Origin of the sequence: Arthrobacter sp. NPDC058130, from assembly GCF_042884475.1 — a bacterium.
Lineage (GTDB): Bacteria > Actinomycetota > Actinomycetes > Actinomycetales > Micrococcaceae > Arthrobacter.
Genome location: NZ_JBHVTV010000017.1, coordinates 70,580 through 86,743 on the forward strand (window position 1 = coordinate 70,580; position 16,164 = coordinate 86,743).

Annotated in this window: 14 protein-coding genes and 1 pseudogene; all 15 read left to right on the forward strand. The window is 67.8% G+C overall.

The window, feature by feature from the left end; translation table 11 throughout:
- Positions 1 to 17 precede the first annotated feature (17 nt).
- Entirely contained in the window at positions 18 to 1,199 is a 1,182-nt protein-coding gene (locus tag ACFVTM_RS21250; RefSeq protein ID WP_390206072.1) for a glycosyltransferase, read from the forward strand.
- Positions 1,196 to 2,371 carry a glycosyltransferase family 4 protein gene (locus ACFVTM_RS21255; RefSeq protein ID WP_390206074.1) on the forward strand — a complete coding sequence of 392 codons (1,176 nt, stop codon included), beginning with the start codon at positions 1,196 to 1,198 and terminating at the stop codon, positions 2,369 to 2,371. Before ACFVTM_RS21250 ends, ACFVTM_RS21255 begins: the two co-directional genes overlap by 4 nt.
- Positions 2,372 to 2,532: 161 nt before the next feature.
- A complete protein-coding gene (locus ACFVTM_RS21260; protein WP_390206076.1) occupies positions 2,533 to 4,254 on the forward strand; it encodes an ABC transporter ATP-binding protein in 1,722 nt (573 codons plus the stop codon).
- A 13-nt stretch (positions 4,255 to 4,267) separates the two neighbouring features.
- Entirely contained in the window at positions 4,268 to 5,566 is a 1,299-nt protein-coding gene (locus ACFVTM_RS21265; RefSeq protein WP_390206078.1) for a phosphotransferase family protein, read from the forward strand.
- Positions 5,563 to 6,741 (forward strand): phosphotransferase, encoded by a 1,179-nt coding sequence (locus ACFVTM_RS21270; protein ID WP_390206079.1) that lies wholly within the window; start codon positions 5,563 to 5,565, stop codon positions 6,739 to 6,741. The genes ACFVTM_RS21265 and ACFVTM_RS21270 overlap by 4 nt, the downstream gene beginning before the upstream one ends.
- Before the next feature lies 1 nt (position 6,742).
- Positions 6,743 to 7,876 carry a phosphotransferase gene (locus ACFVTM_RS21275; RefSeq protein ID WP_390206081.1) on the forward strand — a complete coding sequence of 378 codons (1,134 nt, stop codon included), beginning with the start codon at positions 6,743 to 6,745 and terminating at the stop codon, positions 7,874 to 7,876.
- 59 nt (positions 7,877 to 7,935) lie between these two features.
- Complete coding sequence (locus tag ACFVTM_RS21280) at positions 7,936 to 8,772, forward strand: alpha/beta fold hydrolase (RefSeq protein ID WP_390206083.1); 837 nt, start codon at positions 7,936 to 7,938, stop codon at positions 8,770 to 8,772.
- A gap of 156 nt (positions 8,773 to 8,928) precedes the next feature.
- On the forward strand, positions 8,929 to 9,426 hold the full coding sequence (gene uraD / locus ACFVTM_RS21285) for a 2-oxo-4-hydroxy-4-carboxy-5-ureidoimidazoline decarboxylase (RefSeq protein ID WP_390206084.1): 498 nt from the start codon (positions 8,929 to 8,931) through the stop codon (positions 9,424 to 9,426).
- Complete coding sequence (gene uraH / locus ACFVTM_RS21290) at positions 9,423 to 9,776, forward strand: hydroxyisourate hydrolase (RefSeq protein ID WP_390206085.1); 354 nt, start codon at positions 9,423 to 9,425, stop codon at positions 9,774 to 9,776. The genes uraD and uraH overlap by 4 nt, the downstream gene beginning before the upstream one ends.
- Before the next feature lie 562 nt (positions 9,777 to 10,338).
- Entirely contained in the window at positions 10,339 to 11,721 is a 1,383-nt protein-coding gene (locus ACFVTM_RS21295; protein ID WP_390206087.1) for an MFS transporter, read from the forward strand.
- 68 nt (positions 11,722 to 11,789) lie between these two features.
- Positions 11,790 to 12,473: a GntR family transcriptional regulator gene (locus tag ACFVTM_RS21300; protein WP_390206088.1), complete on the forward strand. Its 684-nt coding sequence runs from the start codon at positions 11,790 to 11,792 to the stop codon at positions 12,471 to 12,473.
- Positions 12,470 to 13,306, forward strand: a complete 837-nt coding sequence (locus tag ACFVTM_RS21305) for an aspartate/glutamate racemase family protein (protein WP_390206089.1) — start codon at positions 12,470 to 12,472, stop codon at positions 13,304 to 13,306. The genes ACFVTM_RS21300 and ACFVTM_RS21305 overlap by 4 nt, the downstream gene beginning before the upstream one ends.
- A gap of 26 nt (positions 13,307 to 13,332) precedes the next feature.
- The gene (locus ACFVTM_RS21310; RefSeq protein WP_390206090.1) at positions 13,333 to 14,817 is read left to right on the forward strand and encodes an amidohydrolase family protein; all 1,485 of its coding nucleotides are present in this window, start codon (positions 13,333 to 13,335) and stop codon (positions 14,815 to 14,817) included.
- 8 nt (positions 14,818 to 14,825) lie between these two features.
- Positions 14,826 to 15,557, forward strand: coding sequence for an aspartate/glutamate racemase family protein (locus ACFVTM_RS21315; RefSeq protein WP_390206092.1), 732 nt, complete (start codon positions 14,826 to 14,828; stop codon positions 15,555 to 15,557).
- Positions 15,558 to 15,802: 245 nt separating this feature from the next.
- Positions 15,803 to 16,164, forward strand: a pseudogene (locus tag ACFVTM_RS21320) (pyruvate dehydrogenase (acetyl-transferring), homodimeric type); the annotation flags it as partial.

Sequence of the window (16,164 nt, forward strand, 5' to 3'; positions counted from 1 at the left end):
CTGCGTACGTCCTAAAGATGTATCCGCGTTTCTCCGAAACGTTCATCGTCTCTGAGATCCTGGCCCGCGAGGCGGCCGGGGACCGGATCGAGATCTTCTCACTCCGGCCCACCGACGACCCCCGGTTCCACCCTGAGCTCGCCCGGGTCCAGGCACCGGTGACGTACATTGAACGACCCATCAAGACATCGGTCCTGTGGGAGAGCCTCCGGCTGGCCGAGGCGGCCGGGCTCACGGCCGCCGTGGGCCGGAATCTGGGCGAACTCGCCGCCGCCACGGCGGACGACGCCATCCAGGCCATCAATCTGGCCACTGCTATGCAGGACCGGAACATCCAGCACATGCACGTCCACTTCGCGTCGAGCGCCACCACCGTGGCGCGGCTGGCGTCCCTCATCACCGGGATCCCGTTCTCGTTCACCGCCCACGCGGTGGATATCTTCCATGAATCGGTCCAGGACGAGGACCTGCGGCTCAAGCTGGAGCAGGCCCACCACGCCGTGACCATCAGCCAGTACAACATGCGCTACCTGAACCACCGCTTCCCCGGCTCGACGGCCCGGCTCCACCTGGTGCGCAACGGCCTGGAGCTGGAGCGCTTCCCGTACCGGGAGCCCCGCCCGCTCGGAGCCACGCTGCGGATCGCCGCCGTCGGCCGCCTCATAGAGAAAAAAGGCTTCCAGCATCTGCTGCCCGCGGCCGCCGAACTGCTGGACCAGGGCATCAAAATGGACCTCCGGATCGCCGGGACCGGGATCATGGCCGAGGAACTGGAGGCCGGCATCGATCAGCTCCGGCTCCGCGAGCACGTCCGCCTCCTGGGCCCCCAGACCCAGGACCAGGTCCATGAGCTGCTCCACTCATCCGATATCTTCGTGGCGCCCTGCGTGATCGGCGCCGACGGCAACGCGGACGGCATGCCCACGGTCCTGCTCGAAGCCATGGCCACCGGCGTCCCCTGCGTCAGCACATCCGTCACCGGGATCCCCGAGGTTGTCCGCAACGGCACCACCGGGGTCCTGGTCCGGCCGGGCAACGAGCACGCCCTGGCCCGCGGGATCCGCACGCTCGGCTCCCCCGCCACGGACAGGGTTGCCGTATCCCGCAATGCCCGTGCCCTGATCGAGGAGGACTATGACGTCCACCGCCAGGCCGAGCTCCTGAGGTCCCTCTCCCGTTCGGAAAGGAGAGTTGCATGACACGCGTCGCTTATCTCTGCGCCGACCCCGGCGTGCCTGTTTTTGGCACCAAGGGTTCCTCGGTGCATGTCCAGGAAATCGTCCGGGCCTGGCGCGGGACAGGCGCCGCCGTGACGGTCTACTGCACCCGACTTGGCACCGAGCGGCCCCGGGATCTGGCCGATCTCGACGTCGTCGAAGTCAAACCGGAATCCGTCCCCGGCCCCGCGCGGGAACGGGCGGTCCAGGACGCCGCGCTGGGATTGGCGGACGAGGTCCTGCGCAACGGCTGCGGGCTGTACTACGAGCGCTATTCGCTGTTCAGTCCGGCGCTGTCCGTGGTGGCCCGCATCCTGGACGTGCCCTCAGTGCTTGAGGTCAATGCCCCGCTCATCGAGGAGCAGCAGCGGTACCGTCAGCTGCTGGATGTGAAGAAGGCCGAGACGGTGTTCCGCCGGAACGCCGCAACGGCCGACGTCGTGGCGTGCGTCTCGGACCCCGTGGTGCGCTGGGTCCAGGCGCGGGTGCCCACCGCCCGGACCGTGCTGGCACCGAACGGAGTGAACGCGGAGCGGATCCCGGCCCGCCGCCCCGGTCGCCGGAATGCAAACCATCTCACGGTCGGGTTTGTCGGAACCTTAAAGCCCTGGCACGGCGTCCCGGGCCTGCTGCACGGCGTGGCCCTGGCCAACCAGCAGACCATTGACCCGGGCCAGCGCTGGCAGGTCAAAGTGGTGGGTGACGGCCCCGGCCGGGAGGACCTTGAACGCCTGGCCGTGGTCCTGGGCGTGCCGACGGTGTTCACCGGCGCCGTTTCGCCGGCTGACGTGCCCGGCCTCCTGGCAGAATTCGACGCCGCCGCCGCCCCCTACCCCCCGGACGGGCCCGGCCAGGACGACTACTTCTCGCCGCTGAAGGTCTTCGAGTACATGGCGGCCGGCCTGCCCGTGATCGCGAGCGCCGTGGGCCAGATCCCGTCCATCATCCAGGACGGCCGCACCGGGCTCCTGGTCCCGCCCGGGGACCAGGCCGCATTCGCCGACGCCCTCATCCGGCTCGGGGAAGACTCGAACCTGCGGGACCGGCTGGGGCAGGAGGCCCGCAACGACGCCGTGCTGAAGTTCAGCTGGAGCGGGGTGCTGTCCAGGATTACCGGGGCGCTGCCGCCTGCACGGAGACTGGCACGCCAATGAGCACAAATTCCCGGCATTCGCTCCCCCTTAGCTGGCGGACCCTGTGGCGAAGGACCCGCGCCAACGCACCGGCTGAACCCTCGCCGTTGCGGCGGACCATGCGGTGTATCCGCCCCCATTTGCGCGGGCACAGGCTGCTCATCACCTGGGGATTCATTGCGATGGCCACGGAAATCCTGTTCCGGCTTCTTGAGCCGTGGCCGGTGAAGGTGGTCCTCGACTCCGTCTCGCACTCGCTCGGCGCCAATCTGCGCAGGTCCCCGCTCAACGTGGAGGCAAGCGCCGAGGTACTGCTCCTCTGCGCGGGCGCAGTGATTGTCATCGCCCTGATCCGGGCCGTGGCCAGCTACCTCTCCGCCATTTCGTTTGCCCTGGTGGGTACCCGGATTTCCTCCGAATTGCGCGCCCGGACCTTCCGCCACCTCCAGGGCCTGTCGATGCGCCACCACAGCCGCGCCTCCACCGGCGACACGGTCCAGCGGCTCGTCGGGGACGTATCCCGGCTTCAGGAGGTGGCGGTCACGGCGGGGCTCCCCCTCATCGGCAATTTCGTGTCCCTGTTCGCAATGATGATCATCATGCTCTGGCTCGATCCCTTTATCGCCCTGGTGACGTTCCTGTCGATCGGGATATTCATCATGTTGTCCCGCAAGAGCTCTGGATCGATTACCACCGCGGCCCGCAAGTCGCGCAAGGGCGAAAGCGCCCTGGCCACCACCGCCGCACAGACGCTGACGGCAATGCGCGAAGTCCAGGCGTATGGACTCGAGGACACCCTCAGCTCGGGCTTCCGCAAGAGCAACCAGGCAGCACTTGGCTCCGGGGTGGCAACGCTACGGCTCTCCGCCAGCTTGCAACGGAAAACCGACGTCCTGACGGGGCTCGCGACGGCGGTGGTCCTGGCTGCCGGCGGCTGGAGGGTGATGCAGCATGCGATGACCCCCGGAGATCTGATCGTGTTCCTGTTCTACCTGAAAACCGGGCTGAGGCCGCTCAAGGATGTGGCCCGGTACACCAGCCGCATCGCCCGCGCGACGGCCTCCGGGGAACGTGTGGCGGACCTGCTGGAGGCCCAGAGTGACGTGCCCGAGGCACCGCACGCCACCGCCCTGAAAAACCCGCATCCGGACATCGTGTTCGACGACGTCTGGGCCGGCCACTTCGACGGAAACACGGTGCTCAAGGGCATCACCCTGACCATACCGGCGGGCCAGCACTGCGCTGTGGTGGGACCCTCCGGGGCCGGGAAGTCCACGCTGGCGAGCATGATCCTTCGGATGGTGGATCCGTGGGAGGGGAGTGTCCGCTTCGGCGGGGAGGACCTGCGGGACCTGACCATCGCTTCCGTGCGCGCCCACGTCTCCATCCTGCTCCAGGACTCCGTGCTGTTCGGAACCTCCGTCCGGGAGAACATCAGGTTCGGCCGGCTCGATGCCACCGATGAGGAGATCGAAGCCGTGGCGGTCCTTGCCCAGGCCGACGGTTTCATCCGCGCATTGCCCGAGGGCTACGAAACAGTCTTGGGCGAGGCGGCCAACGATCTCTCCGGCGGCCAGCGTCAACGGCTGGCGGTTGCCCGCGCCATGCTGCGCAAGGCCCCCATCGTGATCTTGGACGAGGCGACGGCCGGGCTTGATCCGGCGTCCCGGGACTCTGTCCTCGGTGCCCTGGATACCCTTACCGAGGGCCGGACCTCCATCACGATCACCCACGACGTCAACGCGGCCCAATCGAGTGACCGGGTGATCTGGCTCGAAGACGGCGAAATCCTCGAAGATGGCTCGCCGCAATCACTGCTGGCCGATCCGGACTCCCGCTTTGCCGGTTGGGTCCAGCGGCAGCAGACCGGAGAACCCGGTGAACTGTTCAGGGTATCGACATGACTAGCGTGCCGACATGAGCACCGACATGAGCGCTGCCCCGCAGGGACAGAGGCTGCAGGCGCAGCGGCGCGACGCTGACCGGGAGCTGGCGGCCCGGGACGCCCTGATCCCGGGCCTGAACTGGGTCCTGGACGACGAGCTGCTCTCCGAACTCCTGGGCGAAAGCGTCCGGATCACCAGGACCCGCTACAAACCGCACACCTCGGCCCTGGTCGCCTTCCGCCGGGCCGGCAACGGCGGCGGCAGCTACGGCTGGGCCTTGACCACAGCACCGGAGCACGTCGGGAAAATGCAGCGGCGGGCGGACAGTTCACAGAAGCGCGGCGGCGGCATCCGGCTTGTCCGGCCCAGCGATCTCCACGGCGACGTCGTCGTGGCTGTTGGCCCGATCGAGGAGGACTGGCCGTTGCGCCCCAATCTGAGGTGGCTCCGGGGCCACGGACTCGGACGGCTCGGTGCACTCCCCGCGGCAGCACGCTTCTTGGACCCCCCGGTCAGCGTGCTGAGATACAACCCGGGGCGCAGGCTCGTTGCCAGGGTCCCCTCGGCGACGCTGCCCGTCGTCGTCAAGGCCGCAGTCCAAACTGACGGAGCTGCCGCGGGCCTCGGCCTGCGGCAGCGGCTGGAAAGCCACGGCATCCCGGTCCTGCCGGAACTCGCCGATGCGGAATGCGCCGCGCACGGCATCAGCGCTTCCCCGGACTGGGGCCACGGAGACCTAAGCGGCGCCGGCAACGATTCTGCCGCCTACCGTGCCGGCAAGGCTCTGGCGGCGATTCATGGAATGGACGCGGGACCCGGGGCGGATCCCGCCGCGGAAGCAGCGGACCTGGAACGCCAGCTCGCCGCTACCCGGTCCATGATCGCCTGCCTGCTCCCGGGCCTCGAGGCTCCGATAACCAGGCTCACCGGCCGGCTCCTGGCAACTGTCGGCGCCGCCAGCCCCCACGGGCCCGTCCTGGTTCATGGCGACTTCTCGGCGGACCAGGTACTGGTTGACGGCGAGGACGTCCGCATCATCGATTTCGACCGCGTTCGGACCTCCGACCCGGCCAGGGACCTCGGGTCCTTTGCCGCGGTGGAGGACATCGCAGACCCCTCCGGCGTCGGGCCCGTCGCCGGAGGCCGCAAGACGGCCCAGCTGATCGACGGTTACCGCGCGGCTGGCGGCCACGTATCGCTGGCCAGGGTGGAGACCTGGGCAGCGTTCCGGTTGTTCCTGAACAGCGTGGACCCGTTCCGGAACCGGGTAAGCGACTGGCCGGCCGACACGAACTGGCAGATCCGCCGGGCCTTGGAGTTGATCGCATGAACTGGCACCCGCCGGTCCCGGCGTCCGCCGTCGACTCTTCCGGACAAACCTGGCAGATCCGGCGGGCGTGGCCTGACAAAACGGTCGGCGATTACATCTCTGAGGTCATTGCGCCAGGGCAAGCCGGCGTCCGGGGCGGCGTGCTGCGCGCCGGAGCGTTTGAGCTGTTGCCCGAGGACGATCCGGCGCTCCCGTCCCTCCGGGCAGAGGCCCGGCACGGGGAACTCGTGTCCTACCGGCCGCACATGCGCGCCGTCATCCGGACCGATGCTGGCTACATCAAAGTCTTCCTGCCGGGCGGCGCCATTGTGCCCGCCGAACGCTGCACGCAAACCGAAATCCTCTTGGACCCCGGGACCTTCACCGCACCCAGGGTGCTGCGGAACTCGCCGGACGTTATCCTCTTCAGCGCGGTTCCCGGCCGGACCCTGGGGGATTTGGGCGACGACACCGCGGGCATCAGCGATGAAGGGTTCGACCGTTTGTGGGAGAAATGGCAGCACGCCTGGACCGCCCAGGTGGGTAGCTCCGCCGGGCACGCAGCCCTTGCCGCCCTGCCCCTCCGTTCCCCGGAGGTGGAGGTCGCCGATCTGCGGCGCTGGATGAACCGGTGGCTGCGGCACCACAACGACATCCCCGAAGCCGCATCTAAAGGCGCCACCCTGAGCGCCCGGGCAGACCAGGTGACCCAGAACCTGCTCCGGACCGCACCGGATCCACTGGTCTGGGCGCACGGGGATCTCCACGACAAGCAAATCCTTGCGGTGGAGGGACCTTCTCCGCTGGGCCTGCTGGATTTCGACGACACCGCCCAGGCCGAGGCCGCCCTGGATCTGGCCAACCTGGACGTTCATTTGGAACTGCATGCCCGCCGACAGCGCATTCCGCTTCACCGGTATCTGGCGGCCCACACGCGGATCCTGGCCGCGGCCGAAGAGCTGCACGTCAGCCCGGACCGTTTCCATGCCTATTCCGACGGCTCGTGGTTGCGGCTCGCCTGTTCCCCGCTGCCCAAGCCCTCGGCCATAGCCCTGGCCGTGCTCGATGAACGTGCGGCGCGCCTTCCGCTCGTGTCCGGATATGAGTGCGGCTACGACCCCGACCTCGTGTCCGGCTTCGAGTCCGTCTTCGTGTCCGGTTTTGCGAGCGCGGCGATGGAAGCCGGGGGCGGCTGACATGGGCTGGCGCCCGCCCGTCCCGGCCGTCGTCGTGGATGAGGACAACACCGAATGGCAGGTCGTACGGTCCTGGCCCGGCGAGTCCGCGGAGGAGTATGTCCTGGAGCTGGCTGCCCCTGGCCGGGCGGGGGTCCGGGCCGCCCACCTCCGGGCGGGGCAGTTGGAGCTCCTGCGGGACGGCCGCGACCGGCGCCTCCCTGCCCTGAAGCTAGCTTCGCCTCTGGGGGTGGTGGTGGTACACCGGGCCCACAAGCGGGCCGTGGTCAGGGCAGGCGGGCACTACCTCAAGATCTTCCGGATCCGCCAGGCCGACGAGGCAGTAGACCGCCACGCCCGGATGAACGAGCTCCTCGGCGCCGAGGACTTCCTCACCCCGGAAATTGTTTCCTGCAGCCCGGGGTCCCTCACCCTCATGGCGTTGCCAGGCCGTTCCCTGTTCGAGCTGGGAAACGACCCCGCGGTCAGCGATGCACAGTTCGACGAGGCCTGGCAAAAGTGGTCCCGGGCCTGGGTCCGGCAGCATTCCCTGGCCCGGACTCCGGCGCACCGCCCCACCCTCGAGGCGCTCCCGCCCCAGCCGGCCGCCGTCGAACTGGAAAACCTGCGGCGCACCGTGAACCTTTGGCTCGTGCACGCCCGGGATGTTCCGGCGGCCCAGGCGCAGGCCCAGCGCACCGCAGTACGCGTGGCCGCGGGACAAACCGCCGAAAAGCTGCTCCTGACCGATCCGGATCCGCTGGTGTGGTCCCACGGTGACCTGCACGACAAGCAGATATTCACCGCGGATCCGGGCGCTCCGCTGGGCCTGCTGGACTTCGACCAGGCCGGCCGGGCCGAGGCCGCCGCCGACCTCGCAAACCTTGCCGTGCACCTGCAGCTGCGCCTGCGCCAACACCGTCTGACCGCCGAAAGGTACCAAGCCGCACTCCGCCACGTCATCGCCACTGCCGAGGAACTGCGGGTCACCCCCGCCCGGTTCGACGCCTACGCCAGCGCCACCCGGCTGCGGCTCGGCTGTCTCTATTCCTTCCGGCCGCAGTGGGCCGCGCTGGCGGCGGAGTTCCTCATTCCGGATGGTGAACAGCCACTGGCGGCGGGGATCGCGGCCGCTAGAGTGGGGCACACGTACTGACTGCAAACCGAACCGCACCGAATTGATTCGCACTGAACCGCACCGGGAGGACCGCTGGCATGGCTTACATCAAGGTTGGAACCGAAAACAGCACAGACGTCGAGCTCTACTACGAGGACCACGGATCCGGCCAGGCCGTGGTCCTTATCCATGGCTACCCGCTGGACGGTTCGTCCTGGGAAAAGCAGACCACAGCGCTGCTCGGCGCGGGCTACCGCGTCATCACCTACGACCGCCGCGGCTTCGGGCGGTCCAGCAAGCCCACCGAGGGCTACGACTACGACACCTTCGCCGCGGACCTGAACACGCTCCTGAGCGACCTCGACCTGAACGACGTCGTGCTCGTGGGCTTCTCGATGGGCACCGGCGAGGTAGGCCGGTACCTCGGAACCTACGGCTCCGCGCGGGTGGCGAAGGCCGTATTCCTTGCCTCCCTTGAGCCGTACCTCCTGCAGGGCGAAGACAACCCAGGCGGCGTCCCGCAGCAAGTGTTCGACGGGCTGCTGGAGGCCGTGACGGCGGACCGGTACGCCTTCTTCACGGAATTCTTCAAGAACTTCTACAACAGTGACACCTTCCTCGGCACCCCGCGGCTCAGCCAGGAAGTGATGCACGCCGGATGGAACCTCGCCACAAAGTCCGGGCCCACGGCATCGGTGGCAGCGCAGCCGACCTGGCTCACGGACTTCCGTGCCGACATCCCCAAGATCGATGTTCCGTCCCTGATCGTGCACGGCACGGCGGACAACATCCTGCCGATCGACGTCGCGGGCCGGCAGTTCGCCAAGGCACTGCCGAGCGCCGAATACGTTGAGATCGACGGCGCCCCGCACGGCCTGCTGTGGACCCACGCCGCGGAGGTCAACGAGGTGCTGCTGCGGTTCCTGCGGAGCTAGCCGGGGCCCACCCGGAACCTGGTCTTCCCGGTTGACACCCGCCACACGGTACGGTTCAATCTTTTGCATATGCTGAAATAACAGTTCCACGATACGAATATTTGTCCGTATAGCCCTACACCGTGGATGCCAGCATTGACACAAAGGATCTGGCACATGCTGTTGGAAGACTTTAACGTTGCCGGACGCGAGGAGGCCGCCGCCGCCTTGCGACCCTGCCTGGACATCGGGCGGTGGATCGAGGAGCTCGTCGATTCCCGGCCCTTCGACAGCACCGGAAGCCTGCTCGGGGCCGCCGGCCGCGCGGCGGATCCGTTCACCGGCGCGGAGGTGGCGGCCGCCCTTGCCCACCATCCCCGCATCGGCGAACGGGCCGCGGGCAACAGCACGGAGGCCCGGCTCTCCCAGTCGGAGCAGGCGGGCCTGGGCGCCCCGGATCCGGCCGTCGCGGCAGCCATCGCCGCGGGGAACCGGAGCTACGAGGAAAAATTCGGCCAGGTGTTCCTGATCCGCGCCGCCGGCCGCAGCCGGGAGGAGATCCTGGCCGCCCTCAACGCCCGGCTCGCCCACACCCCCGAAGAGGAACAAGCGGTCATCGGCCAGCAGTTGCGCGAAATCGCGGTACTCCGACTCGAAGGACTGATCGGCGCATGAGCACTTCCCCCACCACCTCCCACGTCACTACGCACGTCCTGGACACCGGTTCCGGCAAGCCGGCCGCCGGCGTCGCGGTCACCCTTGACATGCTCGACGGCGAACGCTGGGCCAGGATTGCGGCCGGAGCCACCGATGACGACGGGCGCGTCAAGGCCCTTGGCCCCGAACGCCTGGATTCCGGCACGTACCGGCTGGGCTTCGACACCGGAGCCTATTACGCCGCCGCCGGGACCGAGACCTTCTTCCCCGAAGTCACACTGACCTTCGCGGTTTCCGAGGCGCAGCCGCACTACCACGTGCCGCTCCTGCTGAGCCCCTTCGCCTACTCCACCTACCGCGGCAGCTAGGGCCAGCAAAGCCACCGGCCGCACGTTGCGCTGTCAGATCGGGCTGCTCTGAAGGCTTCAGAGCAGCCCGATCTGACAGCGCATGCGGTTTGGTGGTGGGCGAAGCTATGTCACCGCCCCGTGCCCAGCAAAGCCGTGCCCAGCTAAGACGTGCCCGGCCCAGCCATGCCCGCCAAGCCATGCCCGACAAGCCGTGCCCAGCAAAGCCGTGCCCAGCTAAGCCGCGCCCGCCCGCCCGGGAACCCAGGCCAGTCACAATCGATATTTTTCCTCCGACCCGGCCCGGCCGGCCAACACCCCTTGACAGTGCCCCACGTCACTTCTAATCTCTATTTTGGGATCCCAAAACGGGATCCCAAAACAAATAAGCTTGCCGGGCCCCGGCTTCGCACCCGATCTTCACCCGATCCGTACTTGATCGCCGGACTGATGTCAGCGCTGATTTCAGCCCCACCATCAACACTCGGCAGCCCGCACGCGGGACGCCTCGCACGCCAGCACCCTGGTCCATAAAACACCCCCATCACTCGCCGGCATTTTTCCTCTCTATCAAGGAGAAGTTGTGTCTCTTCCAAATACCGAAACCGCAAATACTGAATCCGCAAACACCGAAACCCCAAGTTCGGCAACGGCACTAGAACCCACCCGCACAGGTTCCAAGGGCGGCGTGCAACGGCGCACCAATGTCCGCTGGAAACTGTTCCTCCTCCTGCTGGTCCTGGTCTCCGTGAACTACATCGACCGGGGATCCATCTCGGTGGCCCTGCCCATCATCCAGAAGGAATTCAACATGGCCCCGGAGCTCGTGGGCCTCCTGCTCTCGGCCTTCTTCTGGACCTACGCCCTCATGCAGATCCCGGTCGGCTGGCTGATCGACAAGTTCGGCCCGCGCAAGGTGATGACCGCATCCTGCGTCGGCTGGGGCGCCGCGACGGCGGCCTCCGGCCTGGCCGGAGGCTTCCTCAGCATGTTCATCGCCCGACTGGGCATCGGCGTCACCGAGGCCGGGGTCATGCCGGCCGGCGGAAAGCTGAACGCCATCTGGATGCACAAATCCGAACGCGGCCGCGGCGCCACCATCCTTGACGCCGGAGCCCCTTTGGGCGCCGGACTGGGCGGCATCCTCATCGCGGGCCTGATCGCCTCGACGGGCAGCTGGCGGACCGCCTTCATCATCGCCGGCGCCGCGACCGTCCTCATGGGCCTCGCCGTCTGGTGGTACGTCCGGGACAACCCCCGCCAGCACCGCGGAGTCAACGACGCCGAGGCCGAGTACATCGAGGCCTCCCACGCCGCCGAGGACGCAGAAGCCGAGCTCGACGGCAGCAAGGGCAAGCGCGCCTTGCTCCCCTACCTGAAGTTCCGTTCCTTCTGGGCCATGTGCTTCGGCTGGCTGGGCTTCAACGGAGTGTTCTATGGCCTGCTCACCTGGGGCCCGCTCTACCTGGCCCAGGCCAAGGGCTTTGACCTGAAGACCATCGGCTGGTCCACGTTCGTGATCTTCGGCGCCGGGTTCGTCGGCGAAATCCTCGGCGGCACCATCGCCGACAAGTGGCGCGCCGCCGGCGCCTCGGCCAACCGCGTCATGCGCACCCTCCTGGGCATCTCCAGCGTCGTAGTGATCGGCGGCCTCGTCGGCGTCACCGTCGTGGCGGACCCGACGACGGCGGTCGTCCTTCTCGCCGTCGTCATGTTCTTCCTGCGCTGGGTGGGCCTGTTCTGGAGCATCCCGTCCATCCTGGGCGGCCGGACCAACGCGGGCGTCCTCGGCGGCGCCATGAACTTCAGCGGCAACATCTCCGGCTTCGTCACCCCGATCGCCGTCGGACTGATCGTCGGCGCCACCGGCTCGTACACCTGGGCACTGCTGTACTTCGTGGGATCGGCCATCATCATGGGCGCCTCCGTGCTGACGCTGGACTACAACAAGCGGCTCCCTGTCTAAGCTAGGCCACGCAACACCTGTTCCCGGAGCCGGGAACGCAGTGCCACAAGAACCCGAAATGGAGCACCATGCTTACCGCAGACGAAACCCAGGACAAGGAACGCCCCCTCCGCGAGGCCGTCCGGGACACCCTCCGCACCAGGATCTTCGAAGGGCACTACGTTCCCGGCACCAGGCTGGTGGAACGCGACCTCGCCGCCGAATTCAACGTCTCCCGCCTCCCGGTCCGCGAAGCCCTGCGCATGCTGCGCCAGGAAGGCCTGGTCAGCGACCGCGGCGCCCGCGGGGCCGAAGTCAGCTCGCTCAGCGCCAAGGACGTGGAGGATCTCTTCGATGTCCGCCAGTCGCTCGAAGTACTGGCCTGCCGGCTGGCCGCGTCCCGCGCCACTGCCGAGGACCTCAGCGCCCTCGAAGCCCTGCTGGACGCGGCCGAACAGTCGCTTGCCAAGGGCGCCATCATGGACGCCCACCGGGCCAACAGCGAATTCCACGACGCCATCACCCGGATCGCGGACAACGGTTTCCTCAAATCCGCGCTCGAACCCCTCCAGGGCCGGATGCACTGGCTGTTCCGGCACGTTAGCGACCTCCCCGAACTCATCGAGGAACACCGCGCCCTCTTCGCCGCGATCGCCAGCGGGGACGCCGACCGCGCGGCCGCCCAGTCGGCGTCGCACATCGACAAATACCGGGAACAGTTTCCGGAGAATTTCCGCCGGACGGAACCCGACCTTCATCGGAAGAAGAAATGAAACTCCTTGTCATCAACCCCAACATCAGCAGCGACGTCACCGCGCTGATCGAATCCGAAGCCCGGCGTTCCGCCTCGCCCGGAACCGAACTGGTGGTCCGAACCGCCGGCCACGGCGTCCAATACATCGAAACCCGGTTTGAATCGCTGATCGCCGCCGGGGCGGTCGCCGAGATCATAGCCGAGTACACCGGCGCCGCGTCCGGCAGAAGCATCGACGGCGTCGTCGTCGCGGCGTTCGGGGATCCCGGCATGCCCGCACTGAAAGAACTGGCCGATGTGCCGGTCATCGGGATCACCGAGGCGGCCCTGTGCGCCGCCGCCCTGCAGGGCCACCGGTTCTCCATCATCGCCATCTCCGACCGGATCCGGCCCTGGTACCTGGACTGCGTGGAACGGTTCGGGCTCGGCGGCCGGCTGGCCTCGATCCGCTCCATCAACGAGGCCCTCAACGGGATCGGTTCCGTGCAGGAGGACTTCAAGGAGACCCTGCTGGCGCTCAGCCGCCAGGCGGTCACCGAAGACGGCGCCGACGTCGTGATCCTCGCCGGCGCGCCGCTCGCCGGACTTGCCCGCGAGCTTGCGGGCCAGATCCCCGTCCCCGTGGTGGACGGCATTTCCGCGGGCATCCAGATGGCCCAGTCCGTGGTCAGCCTCCAGTCCGGGCCGCACCGGGCCGGCGCCTTCGCGCCCCCGCCGGTCAAGACCCGCAAGGGGCTCTCGAAAACCCTCGATGCCGCCCTCGCGACGGCGCAGCACGCCGCGCGGCTGCCCGCGCCGACCGCGCAGTCTGCGCAGTCTGCCCAGCCCATGCAGCCGGTCCCGACCCACTAATTTTCGTTCCCCGAAGGAGGACAACGATGTCCCATACCCCAGACCTTGTCATTGCCAACGGCACCGTGGTCAACAGTTTCGGCCGCCAAGATGCGCACGTCGTGGTGCACGCCGGGCAGATCGTCCAGCTCGTGGACGCTTCCGGGCCCGTCCCCGCCGCGGCCAGGACCATCGACGCCACCGGCCACCTGGTGATTCCCGGCGGCGTGGACGGCCACTGCCACGTCGCCCAGGTGACCGGGCGGTTCCGGACCCTGGATGACTACCGGACCACCTCCACCGCTGCCCTCTGGGGCGGCACCACCACCATCATCGACTTCGGCATCCCCCGCGACACCCGCGAGACCCCGCTGGCCGCGGTCCTGCACAAGAAGGAACTGGCGCGCGAGTCCCGCTGCGACGTCGCCCTGCACGGCTCGGTAATCCAGTGGGACGAAACCGTGCCCTGGCAGCTCGAACAGCTCGCCGCCGAAGGTGTCCGGTCGGTCAAGATGTACACCACCAACCGGGGCAGCACCATGGCCGACGGGGACACGATCCTGAAGGTCATGCGCGAGATGGTCCGGCTGGACGGCCTGACGTACATCCACGCCGAACACGATCCCATCATTGCCGACTGCACGCAGCAGCACGCTGATGACGGCCGGATCGGCATCGAGCACCTGCACCGCACCCGGCCCGAGCTCGCCGAGGAGATCTCGGTCAAGGAGACGCTGGCGATGGCCGAATACACCAACGCTCCCGTCTACTTCGTGCACCAGTCCACGCCGGGGGCCGTGGACCTCGTCACCGAGGCCCGCAGCCAGGGACGCGACGCGTTCTCGGAAACCTGCCCGCACTACCTCACCCTGGATGATTCCGTTTACGGCACGACTTTTCCCGAGTGGTACGCCTGCTGCCCGCCGATGCGCAGCCCCGAGACCGTGGCCGCGCTGCGGGACCGGCTGGCCGCCGGCGCCATCCACACCGTGGCCTCGGACCACTCCTGCTACGACCTCTCGCAAAAGCGCGAGCGGACCGATGACATCCGTGCCATGCCGCACGGCCTGCCGGGCGTGGAAACCCGCATGCCCGTCACCTTCACGGCCATGATGGACGCCGACGGCGGGGCGGCCCGGGTTGAGGACTTCGTGGAAGTGTTCGCCGCCGGTCCGGCCCGGATCAACGCCCTGCCGGGCAAGGGAACGATCGCAACAGGGTTCGACGCCGACCTCGTCGTCTTCGATCCCGCACAGGAACGCACCGTCCACGGCGCCGCCCTGCACATGGGAACGGACTTCTCGCCCTTCGACGGCAGGACGCTCACGGGCTGGCCCGCCGTCGTCGTGTCGGCCGGACGCGTGGTGCTCGACGCCGCCGGCTTCCATGACCCCGGCCCCACGGGCCGTTTCGTGGCCCGCAACGGATTCCGCGAACACCAGGCCGCCGCCGCGGCCGCCTCTCCCGTGGCCGCCCCCGCGGCCGCCTCTCCCGTGGCCGCCCCCGCCGGCATCTACCCCGCTGCACTCTAGGAGCACCCATGCCTTCCGCAACCCGCCCCACCCGCATCGGCATGATCGTGCCGTCCTCCAACACCTGCCTGGAGCCGCAAAGCTACCGGATCCTCGGCGACCGCGACGACGTGACCATCCACTTCGCCCGGATCCAGGTCACGCGGATCGCCCTGGACGATTCCTCCGACAAGCAGTTCGACGCCACCGTGATGCGGGCCGCCGCCGAGATCCTGGCGACCGCCGACGTCGACGTCATCGCGTGGAACGGCACGTCGGGCTCCTGGCTCGGCGCCGGTCACGACCGCGAACTCGTCCGGGAAATACAGGACGCCACTGGCATCCCCGCCACCACGTCCACGCTGGCCTTTATGGAGGCCTTCCGGTCCTTCGGCACCGGGCGGATCGGGCTGTTCACCCCGTACACGGAGGATGTCAACGAACGGATCGTGGCGTCCTACGAAAGGGACGGGATCATGACCCTTGACCACCGCTTCCTTGGCCTGAGCGAGAACGAGTCGTTCGCCCGGGTCTCCGACGCCGAAATGCGGCCCGGATCGCTGGAACTCGCGGCATTGAATCCGGACGCGCTCGTGTACCTCTGCACCAATCTCTACGGTGCCAACATTGCCGAGGAAATCGAGGCGGCCATGGGCGTTCCCGTGCTCGACTCGGTGGCCGTGACCCTGTGGCACTGTCTCAAGATGGCCGGCGCCCCGCTGCTCTCCCCGCGCTGGGGCAGGCTGCTCGCCTCGGCCTGACAAAGCAACGCGGCGCCAGATACCGCCCATTCCGGGGGCCTCAATAGGCCGTGCCTGACCCCGCGTTGCCTGTGCCGCCCTTGGCACCCGATTGTGACTGCACTGATTGTGACTGCACTGCCCGCGGTGATGGGCCGCTGATCTTGACGCGCCCGGGCCCGCGTCGATAATCTCGAAATGCAAGAAAGTTTTTTCACATAATGAAAATTACTGGCCGCCATTCAATGATGAAGAGTGAGGTGGACGTGGCTGCAGGAGAAGATACCTCCCATATCCTCAGCGGGTTGACAAACCAGCTGCCTGATCGTGATCCGGAAGAGACCGCCGAGTGGCTGGAGTCCCTGGATGCCCTGATTCAGGAACAGGGCACCGAGCGTGCCCAGTACATTATGCGCAGCCTGCTCCAGCGGGCCGGGGCGCAGAGCGTGGGTGTTCCGATGGTCACCACCACGGACTACGTCAACACCATCCCGGTGGACCAGGAGGCGCCGTTCCCCGGCGACGAGGAGATTGAGCGCAAGTACCGGGCCTGGCTGCGCTGGAATGCCGCGGTGATGGTGCACCGGGCGCAGCGGTCGGACATCGGGGTGGGCGGGCACATCTCGAC